Source organism: Candidatus Thiodiazotropha endolucinida (assembly GCF_001715975.1).
Lineage (GTDB): Bacteria > Pseudomonadota > Gammaproteobacteria > Chromatiales > Chromatiaceae > Thiodiazotropha > Thiodiazotropha endolucinida.
The window spans coordinates 102,017-118,985 of sequence record NZ_MARB01000012.1; the positions used below are offsets into that span (position 1 = coordinate 102,017).

Consider the following 16,969-nt stretch of genomic DNA (forward strand, 5'->3'; position numbering starts at 1 on the left):
AATAATAAGTAATTATCTCACCGAGACTTCAATGACCGAAACCATTCGCCATCGCTGAATTGAATTATTGCCTCTTCTGATCACCAAATTACTTAAGTTCGACAGAATCCAACCGATCTATGTTGTGAGTAAAGATAGATATCGAGCAAAGCCTACGGCCATGATCAAAACACTTCTAAGTACCCTGTTGATACTCGGTTATAGCGGTCAGCTATGGGCGGAGCAGTTCATCTTTGATGTACCCATGTTCTCCAAGGGCGCCAGCACCTACTATATAGCGGGTAAGATCGGAGACATGCCGGAAACAGAGTTCATGGTCGATACAGGCTCCAGTTATATGACTATCAATGAGGTTACTCTGAGCGAGTTGCAGGCCAGTGGCAGTCCACGCTACTTACGGAATTTGAAGGGAGTATTAGCCAATGGAGATGAGTTGAATGTACCTGTCTACAAGATCTCGAATGTTCGAATCGGCGATGAATGCCTGTTGAAGGAGGTTGACGTCGCGGTGTTTCCCGGTAAGACACGTCAGATCCTGGGGTTGAGCGCATTGTCGAAGACCGCACCTTTTATTTTTTCCACCCAACCACCACAGCTACAGTTGAGTAATTGCCATCTGGTTAAGGCGGAGACCGGCAACCAGACTAAGCTGGCCGCCGGTATTAAGACCCCCTAAAAGGAGATCCTACTCCCTACCGAAGTTATTTGCCTTCAGGGGCGCTGCTAGCCTCGAATGCACTGAACTCGGCCGCATCAACTTGTCCATCCTGATTCGCATCGGCGGTTTCCCAGCCCTTATAGAGCGCCTCGTGAGCTGTCGCCTCTTCAGAAGAGATGGCACCATCAGCATTGGCGTCGAGTTTGCTGAATGCATCCTCGCCAGCAACCGCTGCGGTAAGAAAACCTGCTGCTGCCAGAGCTACTGCAGAATGGAGGATAGTTTTTTTATTCATAATGTTCTCCTTAACGGAATGTAATGATTTTCGATCCAAAAAGCCCTGTCTGGGCCCTCCGGTATTTCATGAGACACCGCTGGGGGAAGAATTTAAGTGAAGTCAATCACAAAAACACAACTTTAATTCCCAGCAAAAATGGGTTTTTAGGGTTACTCCTTATTTCTCGCTGTTTTCACTTTTAATTTCAAAGGCGCTGAACTCGGCGGAATCGATTCTGCCGTCGTTATTGGCATCGACAGTTGACCAGTTCTTATAGAGTGCCTCGCTTACAATCGACTCTTCTGCGGAGATGAAACCATCTGCATTTCGATCCAGCTTCATGAACGCGTCTTCAGCGGCTGTGACGCTACACACCCCACCTAATGTTATAATTGCAAAAACTTGATTTATTAGGATTTTTTTCATCACCTGCTCCTTGTTGATGTTGTTTGAATCCCAGGCCGCCAGGATAGCGGCCTTGGGTGGCAGATCTGACTATGCGGGAAGAATTAATGGCTTGACCTGGTTCACAAATAAGCGTTATGCCCATTACAAACCATTATCTCCCTGGGCACTGTGAGCAACAGGTCACATCTGAGGTATGCCCGCCATACCCCTTGCGAGCTGTTGAAACAACAACCAGGGATCCGCAGAATCCAGCCCCTTTATTGCCTTATCCGCCAGCGCGCAATCCGATAACAGACGCTGCCAATGATCCACCTGTCGCTGCAATGCCCTGCGCAGGATCGGCTTACGCCTGTCCCAGACGTGGTGTTTAGCCATTACCTGGTCCACACCCACGCCCAACCTTATCTCAAAGCCCATTTCGGCGAGCAGACGAATCTCCCGGCTTAATGCCCAAAGCACCACCGGTGCCGCAACACCCTCACCCTTCAGACCCTGCAAAATACGGCTCCCCTTGGTGATATCGCCCACAAGCAGGGTATCGACGAGGGTAAAGATATCGAACCGGGCACTATCAGCCACGGCCTCGATGAGCTTTTCCGGTGTAACCACACCCTGACCATACAACAGCAACAGTTTCTCTATCTCTTGGCTGGCCGCAAGCAGATTTCCCTCGACCCGATCTGCAAGCATCTCCACCACACCTGTTTCCGGTATCAGTCCCGCGCGTCGCAAGCGCTGCTCGATCCAGGGGACCAGCCGCTTCCCTTCAACCGGCCAGATCTGTACCACCACACCTGTCCGCTCAACCGCCTGATACCACTTGCTGTTTGCCTGCATCCGTTCCAATTTGGGAAGTGTTATCAGCAAGATGGTATCGATTGCCGGACGCTGGCAGTAGGCGCCGAGGGATTTCCCCCCTTCTGCACCCAGTTTTCCACTGTTGAGGCGTAGCTCCAGTAGCCGTTTCTCACCAAACAGCGAAAGGCTTTCGGCGGCAGTGTTCAGACTCGACCAGTCAAATCCACCCACCTGATCCAGGACTTCACGTTCGCTGTATCCCTGCCGATGCGCTGCATGCCTTATCGCATCCCCCGCCTCTTGCATCTGTAAGGGTTCGTCACCGCTCAACAGATAGACAGGGGCAAGCTGTTGCTGCAGATGGTTTTCCAGTTGTTCATTGCGCAGACGCATGTGGAATCCCGAGAATATCGCTATTTGATGGCTTCGAGACGACGAATGATCTGTTCCGCCATTTCATTTCGCATATCATATTTCATCAAGCTGGTTTCACTTCTTTGGCCGAGCTCATCGTCACCACTGAAACTGAGCTGACGCAACAGATCCAGCTGCTGCTCCACGCCCGGTTCACCGCTACCCGGCACCCTGGCACGAATCACGGCAGATAGATGCAGTTCCTTGTCCAGCGCCTTGCCGCCGGCATCCACCGATAGCACTCTGCTGGTGAACCTTTCCTCTACGACCTCGATATTCAGCTTTGCTGAGGCTTCATCACCGGCCATTACCGCACCCCTGCCCTGTAAATTGTCATACAGAACAGCGGCCAGGCTCTCCCGTTTCTCAAAACCGGAGATATAGAGCCCATTCAGTGCGGGTGACAGCTGCCCATACCCCTTGAGGTGGAAACCGCAACCCGCGAAAAGGACCGATATCAGCACGCTCCAAAGCAGTTGATGGCGAATATGCACTGAACTATTTGGCAACGATATTCACCAGTTTATTCGGCACCACAATGGTCTTCCTGACAGTCGCCTCACCGATAAATCGCTGCACATTGTCATTTGCCAGCGCCAAGGCCTCGATAGCCTGTTTTTCGGCATCCGCAGGTACCTGTATGGTTGCCCGCACCTTGCCGTTAACCTGTACCACATAGGGCAGGCTCTCCTGTTTCAGGGCAGCCTCATCGGGTTGTGGCCATTCGCTGTCGAGTATCTCATCCCCATACCCCAGATCACACCAAAGGCGATGGGTTACGTGAGGTGCGATCGGCGCCAGCAGGCGTAATACCAGGGATACGCCTTCACGCAGCAGCTGATGATCCGCAGGTGCGTCTCCCAGCTTGTAGAGGATATTTATCATCCCCATACAGGCAGACACGACATTGTTGAAACGCTGACGCTCGTAGTCATAAAGGGCTTTTTTCAATAACTCATGAATTTCCCGCCGTGCCGTCTTCTGGGATTCAGCCAGTTCTTCCACTGCCGTCTCCGCTGCCATCGGCTTGGCGTAGATAGCCTCCGCCAACGCCCACAAGCGCCTGAGAAATCGATGCGCACCCTCGACCCCCTCGTCATTCCACTCCAATGACTGGTCTGGCGGGGATGTAAACATGGTATAGAGACGAACCGTATCGGCCCCATAGCGATCGATGAGCGCCTGTGGATCAACCCCGTTATTCTTTGACTTCGACATCTTTTCGATGCCGCCGATGATAACCGGTCCGCCATCCTCCTGCAGGCAGGCTGAAAGTGGGCGTCCCTTCTGATCACGCTCAACCTCAACCTCGGTAGGGTTATACCAGTGCTTGGATCCGTCATCCTGATCCCGATAATAGGTGTCCGCGACAACCATTCCCTGGGTCAACAGACGCGTGAATGGCTCATCGCTCTTCACCAGACCGGCATCGCGCAACAGTTTGTGATAGAAACGGGCATATAAAAGGTGCAACACCGCATGTTCGATACCGCCTATATAGTGGTCGACAGGCAACCAATAGTCTGCCCGGTCATCGAGCATGGCATTGGCATCAGGACAGGTGAAACGCGCATAGTACCAACTCGATTCCATAAAGGTATCGAAGGTATCTGTCTCCCGTTGCGCCTCTCCACCACACTCCGGACAACTGCAGGCAGAGAATGCGGGATTATCTTTAATCGGATTGATCGTGTTTTCGTCGTAGACGATGTCTTCGGGCAGCCGCACCGGCAAATCTTCCAGCGGCACTGGAACAATCCCGCAGTTATCACAGTGAATCATGGGTATCGGCGCACCCCAGTAGCGCTGGCGTGAAAGCCCCCAGTCGCGCAGACGATACTGTTTGGTCTTTTGTCCTTTGCCCCTTTCCTGCAGCCACTCCGCTATGGCATCGAAGGCGGCGGCCGACGAAAGGCCGTTAAAGGGTCCCGAATCCCGCAGAGCACCCGACTCGGTATAGGCAGCGGCCGATATATCAGGATTGGCGCCCTCGCTGGGGTAGATCACCTGTTTGATCGGAATTCCATACTCGCGGGCAAAGGCATGATCACGTTCGTCATGTGCCGGAACCGCCATGACCGCCCCCGTTCCATAACCCATCAACACAAAGTTCGCGGCATAGATGGGTACCGCTTCACCGCTTACCGGATGGATCGCATCGATCCCAAGCGGAATTCCTTTTTTCTCGATCGTCTCCAGATCGGCCTCGGAGGTCCCGCCCCGGCGACACTCTTCTATAAAGGCCGCGAGCCGATCATTCGTTTCTGCAGCCTTCAACGCCAACGGATGTTCAGCGGCGACGGCGACATAAGTGACCCCCATCAAGGTGTCAGGGCGCGTTGTATAGATGGTCAGAGGTTCATCCGATGCATCGATATCGAATACCATCTCGACACCAAAGGAACGGCCGATCCAGTTACGCTGCATGGTACGCACCTGCTCGGGCCAACCCTCCAGATTATCGATCTCATCCAGCAGTTCATCCGCGTAGTCGGTGATCTTGACGAACCATTGTGGAATCTCACGCCGCTCGACCAGAGCCCCTGAGCGCCAGCCACGACCGTCGATGACCTGCTCATTGGCCAGAACTGTCTGATCCACCGGATCCCAGTTGACAACGGCATGCTTGCGGTACACCAAACCCTTTTTGAAGAGCTCGGTGAACAACCACTGCTCCCACTTATAGTAACCGGGTTGACAGGTTGCCAGCTCCCGGCGCCAATCGTAGCCGAAACCGAGCCGAATCAACTGGCCCTTCATATAGGCGATGTTGTCATATGTCCACCCGGCCGGAGCAACCCTGTTCTTCAACGCCGCATTCTCCGCAGGAAGACCAAAGGCATCCCAGCCCATGGGTTGCAGCACGTTTTTGCCCAGCATACGTTGATATCGGGCAATCACATCACCGATAGTGTAATTACGCACATGCCCCATATGCAGCTTACCGCTGGGGTATGGAAACATGGAGAGGGAGTAAAATTTCTCTTTACCCGGATCCTCTTCGACCTCAAAGGTCTTTTCTGTCTCCCAGTATGCCTGCACCTCTGCCTCGAGGGCTGCAGGTTCGTAGTTTTTATGCATGTTATGGTCCGACTGGATCGTTGTTAAATATGGATTGACCGGAAGGCATGTCCCGCAGAGAATGGCCCCGGTTCGCGCCAAAGCGCTTAATATCGCGGAAGGATACCGCAGCTGGCTGCTGACAGAAAGACGTCACACCCAGGTCTCGATGAATTCAAGCACCAATAGATGCGAACTCACACCCTGAGATGACCACGCATACTCATTCTTAATCTTGGTGACTAGAGTTTGATAATACTGTTTACAGGGTGAATGTCTAAGTGGCGGACTTATGTGGAAACAGGAATTTAAGTCAGGCTCATAGTAGGTCTAAGAGGCCTTTAATCTTGCTTCTTCCAGGGCGGAAAACATTGTTTCGATAACTTCGTCGATCACGTACAGCCATGCGGCCAGGACCTCGTCATCGTATTCATCATCATAGATCTTGACCGCCTCCAACAACGCCTCTTCCCACATGTTGAAGTGCTTGCGCTGAACATTCAGGCGCTTGTGTATGCGCCCCAACATCTCGATATAGAGTGTCAGCCCTGGCCGCCCCTCGGCGGTTTCAGCAAGCATGAACAGGGTCTCGCGCAACTTTTTTTTCAACTGCGCCATATCTCTATTCTTGAAAAACCTGCTGATTTCATCGGACTGGTTGATGAAATTATCGTAAAAACAGTCGAAAAAGGCTGGCGATGAAGTCACCCGCTGCAAACTTCGATTAAATATTTCGAGATTGTGTTGATTCATATCCGACAGTTAATACCAGCCTATTGCACTACTAGTATCGGCCGTTAGCACCCAGACATTAACCAGGGTCTGTTAATATTTGTGCAAACGGTTCTGCTGGGACCTTTTTTGTGTCCTACAAGGCAGAATGAGAGATTTGCATTCACATTAGACGAGCGAAAAATAGTGCCGCTATGTGGCCGCAACACTGTAGGTTGCAATTGAAAAGCGCCTATTGGAATCGTTATAACAGGCCTTGGGGAGATTCGCGGAGATGACCTCATTCGCTGTTTGAGGTCTGAATCGGCAACTAAGAATCTTTTTTTCTTCTCATCCATGATAAGTTACATCTCCAAAGCGACATAAATGGTATATTACGCACCAAAACAGGAAACTAACATATCTTATTCATTGAATTTGTTAAATTTCCGCTGTGTGGCGACTGGTATTCAAACCCGTTCTGGAATAAATCATTTTTCATGGATGAGACAATGCGAGTGCCGATGCGATGAAGCTGATAATACAGATCCCCTGTTATAACGAAGAAAAAACCCTGGCCCTCGCACTCGCGGAACTGCCCAGAGAGGTGCCTGGCTTCAACCAAGTGGAATGGTTGGTCATTGATGACGGCAGTACGGATGCAACCCGCCAGGTCGCAATCGATAACGGGGTTGATCATATCGTCGGTTACACCCGAAATCAGGGATTGGCAAAAGTTTTTATGTTGGGCCTGGACGCATGTGTAAGGCAAGGGGCCGACGTAATCGTCAATACGGATGCCGACAATCAGTACGATGCCGGATACATCCCCAGCCTGACCCAGCCAATATTGGATGGAAAGGCGGACATGGTCATCGGTGCCAGACCTATCAAAATGATTGAGCACTTCTCGTTCACCAAGAAGGTGTTGCAACGTCTGGGTAGCAGTGTGGTAAGAAAGGTCAGTCATACCGACATACCGGACGCCCCGAGCGGCTTCAGGGCCTTCAGTCGCGATGCCGCGATGAAACTGAATGTCTTCAACGAGTATACCTACACCCTTGAAACCATTATCCAGGCCGGCATGAAGCAGATGGCGGTAACCTCGGTCCCGGTCGAAGTCAACGAAGACCTCAGACCATCCAGACTGGTCAAAAGCATCAGCAGTTACATTAAAAAGTCTATCATCACCATACTGCGGATCTTTGTTGTCTACAAACCGTTCCGTTTCTTTCTAATAACCGGGCTGGTCCTCTTCGGTATGGGTTTAATCCTGGGATTGCGCTTCCTCTATTACTACCTGTTCGGAGATGGAACGGGACACATACAATCCGTCATCCTCGCCGGCGTCATGATGGGGATTGGGTTTCAAACCATTCTCGTGGCTTTCATCGCCGATCTGTTGAGTGTCAATCGAAAATTACTGGAAGAAGTGCAGTACCGCATCAGAAAACTGGAATCACAACCGGACAAAGGCGAGCGGGATGATTCTACCCAAACCCGGCCCCAAGCGACCTGACCAGAATCACCAGCGGCACAAAGGCAATCAGTGTCAACAGCAGTCCATAGCCGGGGAATACTGCAGCAAGCCAGGCCAACGGCAACAACCATACCAGGTTGATCAGCAGGCCTTGCAGGATAACCCAGCGGTGCGCAAGGCTCCGGGAATGTTCTGCCGGCAGACCTCGATTGATACAGAGAGACTGTCTTTGTCTGGCAAGATGCTGGTAGGCGTGTTTGGCATGAGGCCGGTACCATTTTTCACCATTCGCCATACGCACACCAAGCGTCCAGGTGGCATCCACGACGAACAGCCCCAGCAAAATCAGCCAGCTCCAAAGGGAAATTGGGTAGGCATTGGCCGTGTAGAGAGCAAAGACACCCAATGCATATCCGATAAAACCGCTCCCTGCATCGCCCATAAAGATCTTTGCGGGGGGCCAGTTCCATACCAGAAAACCCGCTATGCACGCTGCCAGAATCAGCAACCAAGCTGTTGCTTCTGAACCGGCATGGTTGAGCACCAGCACCAAGGCTGCGCCACACAGCACGGTGATTCCCTGAAGACTGGCGATCCCGTCGATACCGTCCATGAAATTGTAGAGATTCAATAACCAAACCAGACCAATCACCATCAATGCATCGAGCCACCACCCCTCCAAGCTTAATCCCGGCCAGAGATCAATGGCAGGCATCTGCAACAATTTCACGGCGACAAGCGCCGCAATCAGATGGACAATAAAACGCACCATGGCGGAGACGTGGCGGTGATCATCGATATATCCGATCACTACAACCAAGCCTCCACCCAAGAGAAGGGTAAGGTGCAGCTTATGGCCAAGATCGTCAGTGCTGGAAGAGGAGATCATCACCCCGGCCAATAGCGCCAGATAGATCAGAACAAAGGCGATCCCACCCCCACGAGGCGTCTCAACCAGATGGGAACTGCGATTATTGGGCCGATCCATCAAACCACGCCGCAATGCATAGGAACGTGCCAGCCCCGTCAATCCCAGGGACAAGGAAAAGCTCAGTGCAATCATCCAATATGAATGCAACCACTCAGCCATTATCCATACTCACCATTTCCGATAGCGCCCGATCCATCTCCATCGCGGGCGCCCAGCCCAATCGTTCCCTGTTCTTTGACAGGTCCACTTGAAGGTCTTCAGTCAACCTCGCGATCATTGAGGAACGCCCCGTCAGCCATCCGCCGAGACGAAGCAGCGCCAATGGCACAGGGTACAACCTGGCCCTGCAATCCATTGCATGCGCCAGTTTGCGAATCAGCTCGGGTGTCGACAGACCCTCCCCGTCAGCTGCCAGGAATACCTCACCCGCCGCATTCGGATGATCGACACAGCAATGCAGGAAATCGAGCAGATTCTGGATACTCAAGAAACTGCGACGGTTTGAAATCCCCCCCAGAGGCAGAGGCACGTCCCGCCTGATCAGGCTCATTAAACGTTCAAAATTCCCCTTTACTCCGGCACCGTATACAAGGACTGGCCGCACGATGACCAGTTCCAGCTCCGTCTGCTCCGCAACCCGCATCAACGCCTGTTCCGCTTCCCATTTAGAAATGCCATAAGCATCTTCCGGTCTGGGCTCATCATCCGCTCTATAGGGCTCTCCATGGGTCCTTTCGCCGTTCACTTTCACGCTACTCAGATAGATCATGCGTTTAACACCGGCTTCAGCGGCTTGCCGGGCGAGTGCAGCAGAGCCTGCCACATTGACTCGACGAAACGCCGCCAGGGGATCGGATTCGGACTCACGCATCACATGCACCCGGGCAGCCAGATGGACGACGGTAGCCATGCCATCCAAGGCACTGCTCCAGTCAGTGGTACCGTCAATATCGCCAACCGCAACCTGCTCACACAACTGCCAGTGTGGCGACTTTTGGCGAAGCACGGCTCTTACACCATACCCATTGGAGAGCATATAACGGCAAAGGTGTTCACCGACGAATCCATTTGCTCCCGTAACCAGAATAGTGTTCACGGTTCCAGTGCCCGCTGATAGATATTCAAATGGCGCTCAATGACTTGATGAATGGAGAACTCCGCTTCCGCCATCGCTCTCCCCTTCTGTCCCATGGATTGGCGAAGTGCTGGATTTGTAATCAAACGCCTCAGCGCATCTGCCAAGGGCCTGCTTTCTCTGGCCGGCACCAACAGCCCATTTTCCCCTTCAATGACAATCTCGCGACAACCCGGAACATCGGTGGCGACGATTGCCCTCCCTGTTGCGGCGGCCTCCAACAGCACTTTTGGCAATCCCTCCCGGTAGGAGGGTAAACAGACGATGTGAGCATTGCTGTAGATTTCAGGCATATCCTGGCGGTTACCCCACCACTCAACACTACCTTCTCTGGCCCACTCCGCCAAACGCGCGGCAGGCACAGACTCCGGATTATTTGGATCGATGCCTCCCACCAGGGCAAAGCGGGCCTTGATTCCCATTCGGTGTAACTGCTGGGCGGCCTCGACAAATTCACCGACCCCCTTATCCCACAACATGCGACCAGGGAGAACCACCAGTGGCAGATCATCGCTCTCCGCCGACATGACAAAATTGTCCACATCGACACCTGAGCCCCGAATCAATTCAATCTTATCCTGACTCAGACACTCTTTTTCCAGCAAGTAATCATAATCATCCCGGTTCTGCACTATGACCCAGAGTCGTTTGCGGGAAAACAGCCAACGATAGCTGGTCAGTACTGCAGAACGCGCCATGGCACTGAACCAACCTCGCGCCAGAAAAACAAAACCCAAACCGGATATTGCATTGACCACAGCAGATACTTTAGCCACACGCGCAGCCAATGTGCCGTAGAGGACCGGTTTTATGGTCACATGATGGACGATTAACGGCTGCAACTCCCGATAAAGTCTGTACAGATTCCATATCGTCCGCAGCTCGGCCAAAGGATTCGCACCACTTCGGCTAAGTGAGACCTGCCTGTAGCTCAAACCCTCTGCTTTGATCTGCTCCACACCGTCACCGGTGGGTGTGGCGACACACACATCATACCCCTGTTTCTTTGCCGCCAGCGCCAGGGGCAATCGATGAGAGAGAAAAAAACCGGCATCATTGACAACAAACAGAATCAATCGATTGTTAGGCAGGGCACGAGACATGGAGTGTGTCACCAAAATAGAGAAATTGGGTTCTCCCCAAATAGATCAGAACTGACCCTGCATTATAACCGGATTGCAGCGGATGCCGCAGGGATGCGATCGTCATCATACAGCAACAGGGTTAGTGTTCACGCCTGACACCCAAGCCTCTCAGGAGCCACAATCGCTCCTTTTTCTCCAAAACATGACGCCACACCAGGTAGATAAAACCTGTCAATACGATACCGGCAAACAGGAACTTCTCCAGCAGATCCTGAAACTGGGTGGCAAGAACAAAGAGCATAACCGCCAAAAGCACCGATAATCCGAATCGTATGGCTGATGCCCGACACTCGGGTATCAGCGTCAAAGACATCATATACAGTGCAAGCGCATCCAGCCATGCTCTCAGCGTCCAAACCAGGGCCGCACCCAGAATGCCGTAGTGGGTCAAGGCCCACCACAGACCTGCCAGATAGATCGGCAACTCCAAAAGATGCAGCTTGGCAGACCAATCGGGGTGACCCGCCGACTGCACCAGAGAAAAAGGCACCAGAGAGAGCCCATAGAACAGAACCCCGACAGCCAGCCACTGCATCACCTGGTAACCATTCTCAGCAAATTCCTCGCCCACCCACAATTTCAAGCCATCGAATGAGAATAACGAAATCACCAGCAGCAGAGGGAACAGGGCGATAAAGATGTAACTGAGCCCTTTGTTGAACAGTTCAGCTGAGTATTTTCGATCCTGGCCCTGTTCTATAGCCAGTGTAGTCGATTGGGCAGGCAGCAAAACGGCGACAAAGGCGGTTGGTATTACCATCAATCGAAATACGATTTCATAGGGTGTCGTATAGAAGGCCACTGCGGTCACTGACAACACCGCGCCGATCACAAAACGGTCCATGGATACCATTAACGGCACGACAATGTTGCTCACCGTCATCCACCCGCCAAAACCGAAAAGCGGACGCAATTGACTGGGGTCGATTCGATAGTGTTGGCGTACCTCAGGCACGATTCGAAACATCAACAGGAAGTGAGCCAGGACAGCGATGAACCGGCCAGCAACCAGTACGGCAACGATGGGATAAAGACTGGTGGAGAATGGCAATACTGCAACCGGACCGACAAAGGTAAATATACCCATGGGTATGCGTATGGCTGTTAATAACTTAAATTGCTGATAGGCTGCAATCACACCTCGCAGGCCAACTGTGACAATTACGAATGGAATCGATACGGAGAGGAGATAGAAGGCCTTCTGCGTCTCATGTTGCAATTCGGACGGAACCTTCAAGACCGAACCAACCAACCAGGGTGTGAGCCAGAAGATGACAACAAATCCGATCACGCCAAGGATAGTCATCAGAATCATAGCCGTCCATACCAGGCCGGGTATCTTGTGGTGTTGATGTTCACCTAGGCATTTTGCAACCAACACCGTCAACGCACGTCCAAGGCCAAAATCAAACAGACTGAAGTAACCGACGAACATCCAACTGATTGCCAGCAGCCCAAAACGGTCTTTGCCAATACCGTCAATCAGGATTGGTATGGTGATGATGGCGATAAGGAAAGGGACAATGATACTCAGCAAATTCCAGACGACGTTCTTGGCCAGTCGGCCACCACGTGTCAGTTCATTATCTTCGGCGCTCATGATCAGCTACGATTCCGGACAGAGAGTCATGTATCCAAGCACTCCAAGATTTCAAGTCGTTACGAGGCCTAAACATAACTATGCCTGCAGACCACAAAACTCCGAAAGAGTGGTGTTCTAGGGCCTGTTAAGCCCAGCGCCAACCGTGCTTGTGATAAAACACAAACGCCGACTTGGCAAACATGAGAATATGCTTGATTCCCTTTTTTGAAGCGTTGCCTCCACCATGGACAATACGCACATCCGGTACATAGGCGATGGTGGAGCGTTTGCCTATCCTGATTGACAGGTCGAAATCTTCAAAGTAAACAAAGAAATCCGGCGAAAAGCCTTTTACATTCACCAACACATTGTGTCGTACAAACATAAAACAGCCACTGGCCATCACTTCCTTACTGAGCGTACGTCCCTTTAAATCGTAGCGCATCTCATACTCCTGCAGACGCTCCGCAAAATATCGCTTCACGAACCTTGGTGCAAAACCACGCAAAAACAGATCGAGAACCGCGGGATAGCGCTTGCAAAGATACTGCTTGTAACCTTCCGGGTCTTCTGAATAGGGGGATAGCAAACCGATATTGGGATTGTGGTGCATATATTTGATCGCCTTCAGAAAGGCATCTTCGAGCACTTCCACATCGGGATTGATAACAAGATGATAGTCGCTCTGCTCATTCAGGATTACCAGGTTATGCGCGGCGCCATATCCAATATTACCGCCCGTCCCAAGCACCATCCACTCATGCACACCATTTTCGAATACCTGTGATACCAGGTGCTTAACCCGGTTCAGAATCCCACCATTGTCGACAACCACAACCTTGGCCTTGAGATCCTGTAACTCCCCGGCGGCATAGTCAAGGGATCTGACTATGCTAACAAGCGTTTCCCTTAGGGTAGGCAGGCCGCTATCATAGTAGACAATGGATATTACGAGTTTCATGACACTTCCAAGTCACATCAGGCACAAACCGGAAGGAGGAAAAAACTACTGCTCTTTAGTAGTCTTTTGGCCGCTACTTTCCGCTGCCTTCCGTTTGATTTCCTGAATATTGGCCAACTGAGCACGGTAGGCATCGACCAGACGATCAACACCACTCGGCTTCAGGTATCCCTGATTGCCTGCAGCCACATAGGTACTATAGGTTGCAGATGCCGACATCAAGGCCGCATTGACCAGAGGCAGAGGCTTGCCCTCACTTTTGATTTCGTTGGCCAAGGCAATGAAACGTTCGGCCACCGCTGTAAATTCAGCAAATTCTGTTTCTTGATCAGACATCGTCATCCTCGTCGTCTACACCCTTCCAATTCAGTGAAAAATCCTCTGTGATACGCGTCAAGTTCGGATTGTAGGCTGGATCACGCTGCAACAGAGGTCCATATTTTTCCAGCATATATTCGGCTTCACCACTGAAACGCAGTTGCTTTTCCGGTGTGTCCTCCGCACCACGGGAGGCCGGTTCGTGATGATAAAGCTCCGCATAGGGCGTCCATAGATTATAATAGCCGGCTTGATAAATCCGAATACAGAGATCCACATCATTGAAGGCAACCGCAAGATGTTCACTATCAAAACCGCCCACGGCATCGAAAACCTCCCGCCTCAGCAACAGACAGGCAGCTGTCACCGCGGTGTAGTTCTGAATCAACACGGAACGCCCCATGTAGCCTTTGTTATCTTTACTCGAATATTTCATGGCATGGCCTGCCACACCCCCAAGACCCAACACTACACCACCGTGCTGTAAACGGTCGTCAGGATACCAGAGCCTTGCACCGACGGCACCGATCTCTGGCCTGACACCGTGACTCACCATCTCTCCCAGCCAGTCCGGAGAAATCACTTCGATATCGTCATTCATGAAACAGAGCAGTTCCCCGCTCGCATGTTCTACGGCAAAGTTGTTGATGGCGGAAAAATTGAAGGGATGGTCATAGTGCAATACCTTGGTAGCGTCCTGCCTGTCTAGCTCAGTGAGATACGTCAGGGTCGCCTGGTCATCGCTTTGGTTATCGACAATGATAAACTCAATACTCTTGTAGTCGCTCCTGTCACGTATGCTCTCAATGCATTGGCGCAACAATTGCTCGCCATTGCGGGTTGGGATGATTATCGAGACAAGCGGTTGGGAATCGGGCAGTTGATACCGCACCCGGATCATACCATCGATATATTCCGACTCCGTCACATCGGCTTTAAGTCCGCGAATTTCAAGATCGTCCTTAACCGCACGCAGGGCCGCATCCATTGCATAGGATTTTGCCTCTCCGCCCGAGGCGGTACTTTCCGGTATCGCACGCCAGTGATACAAAATCCATGGTATATGACGCACCTGCTTGCGAGGATCGATCTCCCGCAAACACCTGAGCGCCAGATCGTAGTCCTGTGCGCCCTCGAAACCTTCACGCATTCCGCCCACCTTATCCACCAGGGAACGCTTGTAGACGCCGAAGTGACAGATCATGTTGTGGGAGCGCATCAGATCCGGATTGAAATCCGGCTTGAAGTAGTGGTCGAATCGCACCTCTTCGTTATTCAGTTTGTCTTCATCGGAGTAAACAATCTCAGCATGCGGATTGAGAATGATCTCCTGGGCCACAAAATAGAGTGCAAAGTCAGCCAATTGATCATCGTGATCCATCAGGGCAACATAATCCCCGCTTGCCATGGAAAAGGCGGAATTCGTGGCATTCGAGATGTGGCCATTCTCCTCCCGACAGATGACCTTGATGCGTTTGTATCGGCGCATGTATTCATCCAACACGCGCTTAATATGTGGTCGCGTGGATGCATCATCCGCGATACACAGCTCCCAATCCTCATAGGATTGTGCAAGCACTGAGTCGAGTGCAGCCCGCAGCAAATATTCATCGACGTTATACACCGGCATGACAATCGAGATGAAAGGCCTGTCAGGATGTTCATTGAGCTGTTCAACCATTTCAAGGGTCGGCACACCGACTGGCTCCACATCCCTGATCCACAACGAGTAGTCATAGGTTGGTGATGATTCAGTATTCAACTGTTCGCGTATCGCCTGTAGACCACCCAGTTTCCACAACCGCACCGTCTCCCGGCTCCAGTCGCCTATCAGGCTAGGCTCTTTCCTCAGTTTCTTCAGTTCCGGTGCAAATCTACGCATTAGCCGTAATGGTTTGGTCAATGCCATGTAGGCGCGCCAACCCCGACTGTTCACGACAGCCCGAAGATCCTTTTTCGTATGTTTAAGGTCATTTTTGAGCCAAAACAGGTCATGGTTCATGGAGCGATTACTCCTGTCCATAATCTGTAGCTGGCTCTGCAATTCACTCCTCAGACTACGCTCCTTCGCTAAGGCGTTGTGCGCTTCCCGGGCCTCCCTGATCGCATTCTCCATAGCGTCTCTGTGCCTGACCAACTCATCGTTCAAAGTACCCAGCGCCTGCTGTTGATCCTGCAGAATCCCGTCCCGCTCTTCCACCATTTTGAGGCGTGTCTCTGCGGTACTGCCTGCCTGATGCAACTCATCGAGCAGATTTCTATAGACCTCGACCGAGGCCTGCATCGGCTTGTCGTTGAGGACAGGAAATTCCTCGACAGTGACACTGCTGTCCGGGGTTGCAGAGACAATGTACTGAAAGGCTGCCGCATCCGGCGTATGAAACAGCGCAAGTCCACGTTCACTCGCCTCAAACCCCATCCTCTCCAGCCGCTTCTCAATTTCGGAATCGGCCATATCGTGAAAGGTGTAAGTCAGCTCGTTAACCCTGAAGCCGCTGCGGGCAAACATCTCGCGCAAAGAGCTGTAGGTAAACAGATGCAGATGGGTGCGATCAAGAAGTCCCGTGTCCTCATAGGTGAAACGGCCTTCCAACAGTTCGAGACGAAGCGAAGCATGGGCGCCATTGGGTAATGAGGCGAGAAGGATTCCCCCGTCACTCAACAGATCGGGAAGTTTCTTGAGCAGGGCAATGGGATCGCGCAGATGCTCGAGTATGTCGGCACAGGTGATGATATCGAATCGTTCATCGCCAAGGCTTTTCAACCAGCCTCTGCTTTGCACATCCCCAACGATGACACGATCGCACACCGTTTTGGCTCTGTTCGCCATGCTCCGGTCGATCTCAACGCCCACCACATAGCAATCCTTCTCCCGTCGCAGGTAATCTGACATATAGCCGGTCGCACATCCCAACTCAAGTACCCGGCTGCCAGTCGGTATCCGTTTAACCAACTGGGTATGGGAATTGTTTTCGACATTCAAATCGAGTTTAAAATCGTATTCAGCCACGTGGATACTATCGACGAATTAGTTGGATTGGTTACTTATCGGTCAGCTACTCGAACCATAGCAGAGCGTCACTGACTTAGA

At 51.8% G+C, this 16,969-nt stretch carries 15 protein-coding genes; 2 read left to right on the forward strand and 13 right to left on the reverse strand.

Annotated features, from left to right (window positions below; all coding sequences use genetic code 11):
• The first annotated feature begins 160 nt into the window (after window positions 1-160).
• Window positions 161-676, forward strand: a complete 516-nt coding sequence (locus CODIS_RS11565; protein ID WP_069124967.1) for a retropepsin-like aspartic protease — start codon at window positions 161-163, stop codon at window positions 674-676.
• A gap of 25 nt (window positions 677-701) precedes the next feature.
• On the opposite strand, the gene CODIS_RS11570 is transcribed toward CODIS_RS11565, so the two are convergent.
• The 6 genes from CODIS_RS11570 to CODIS_RS11595 all read right to left on the reverse strand — a co-directional run bounded on the left by CODIS_RS11570 (window position 702) and on the right by CODIS_RS11595 (window position 6,323).
• The gene (locus tag CODIS_RS11570) at window positions 702-953 is read right to left on the reverse strand and encodes an EF-hand domain-containing protein (RefSeq protein WP_083220713.1); all 252 of its coding nucleotides are present in this window, start codon (window positions 951-953) and stop codon (window positions 702-704) included.
• Between the two features lie 159 nt (window positions 954-1,112).
• Window positions 1,113-1,361: a hypothetical protein gene (locus CODIS_RS11575; RefSeq protein WP_069124968.1), complete on the reverse strand. Its 249-nt coding sequence runs from the start codon at window positions 1,359-1,361 to the stop codon at window positions 1,113-1,115.
• Between the two features lie 162 nt (window positions 1,362-1,523).
• Complete coding sequence (holA, locus tag CODIS_RS11580) at window positions 1,524-2,534, reverse strand: DNA polymerase III subunit delta (RefSeq protein ID WP_069124969.1); 1,011 nt, start codon at window positions 2,532-2,534, stop codon at window positions 1,524-1,526.
• Between the two features lie 20 nt (window positions 2,535-2,554).
• Complete coding sequence (locus CODIS_RS11585; protein WP_162420201.1) at window positions 2,555-3,064, reverse strand: LPS-assembly lipoprotein LptE; 510 nt, start codon at window positions 3,062-3,064, stop codon at window positions 2,555-2,557.
• Window positions 3,054-5,636, reverse strand: coding sequence for a leucine--tRNA ligase (gene leuS, locus CODIS_RS11590; protein WP_069124970.1), 2,583 nt, complete (start codon window positions 5,634-5,636; stop codon window positions 3,054-3,056). The genes CODIS_RS11585 and leuS overlap by 11 nt, the downstream gene beginning before the upstream one ends.
• Window positions 5,637-5,945: 309 nt before the next feature.
• Window positions 5,946-6,323 (reverse strand): globin domain-containing protein, encoded by a 378-nt coding sequence (locus CODIS_RS11595; protein WP_235615202.1) that lies wholly within the window; start codon window positions 6,321-6,323, stop codon window positions 5,946-5,948.
• Between the two features lie 532 nt (window positions 6,324-6,855).
• Between CODIS_RS11595 and CODIS_RS11600 the strand changes: the two genes are divergently transcribed.
• Window positions 6,856-7,845 (forward strand): glycosyltransferase family 2 protein, encoded by a 990-nt coding sequence (locus CODIS_RS11600; protein ID WP_069124972.1) that lies wholly within the window; start codon window positions 6,856-6,858, stop codon window positions 7,843-7,845.
• Here the strand turns inward: CODIS_RS11600 and CODIS_RS11605 are convergent.
• From CODIS_RS11605 to CODIS_RS11635, 7 genes are all read right to left on the reverse strand, one after another.
• Entirely contained in the window at window positions 7,817-8,896 is a 1,080-nt protein-coding gene (locus CODIS_RS11605; protein ID WP_069124973.1) for an MraY family glycosyltransferase, read from the reverse strand. The two genes, CODIS_RS11600 and CODIS_RS11605, sit on opposite strands and share 29 nt — an antisense overlap.
• Entirely contained in the window at window positions 8,889-9,833 is a 945-nt protein-coding gene (locus CODIS_RS11610; RefSeq protein WP_154723100.1) for an NAD-dependent epimerase/dehydratase family protein, read from the reverse strand. The genes CODIS_RS11605 and CODIS_RS11610 overlap by 8 nt, the downstream gene beginning before the upstream one ends.
• Complete coding sequence (locus CODIS_RS11615; RefSeq protein WP_069124979.1) at window positions 9,830-10,975, reverse strand: glycosyltransferase family 4 protein; 1,146 nt, start codon at window positions 10,973-10,975, stop codon at window positions 9,830-9,832. Before CODIS_RS11615 ends, CODIS_RS11610 begins: the two co-directional genes overlap by 4 nt.
• 121 nt (window positions 10,976-11,096) lie before the next feature.
• Window positions 11,097-12,617 carry a flippase gene (locus CODIS_RS11620; RefSeq protein WP_069124981.1) on the reverse strand — a complete coding sequence of 507 codons (1,521 nt, stop codon included), beginning with the start codon at window positions 12,615-12,617 and terminating at the stop codon, window positions 11,097-11,099.
• A 127-nt stretch (window positions 12,618-12,744) separates the two neighbouring features.
• Complete coding sequence (locus tag CODIS_RS11625; protein ID WP_069124983.1) at window positions 12,745-13,560, reverse strand: glycosyltransferase; 816 nt, start codon at window positions 13,558-13,560, stop codon at window positions 12,745-12,747.
• A 45-nt stretch (window positions 13,561-13,605) separates the two neighbouring features.
• On the reverse strand, window positions 13,606-13,896 hold the full coding sequence (locus CODIS_RS11630; protein ID WP_069124986.1) for a DUF3144 domain-containing protein: 291 nt from the start codon (window positions 13,894-13,896) through the stop codon (window positions 13,606-13,608).
• Window positions 13,889-16,888 carry a glycosyltransferase gene (locus tag CODIS_RS11635; protein WP_069124989.1) on the reverse strand — a complete coding sequence of 1,000 codons (3,000 nt, stop codon included), beginning with the start codon at window positions 16,886-16,888 and terminating at the stop codon, window positions 13,889-13,891. The genes CODIS_RS11630 and CODIS_RS11635 overlap by 8 nt, the downstream gene beginning before the upstream one ends.
• Window positions 16,889-16,969: the final 81 nt, after the last annotated feature.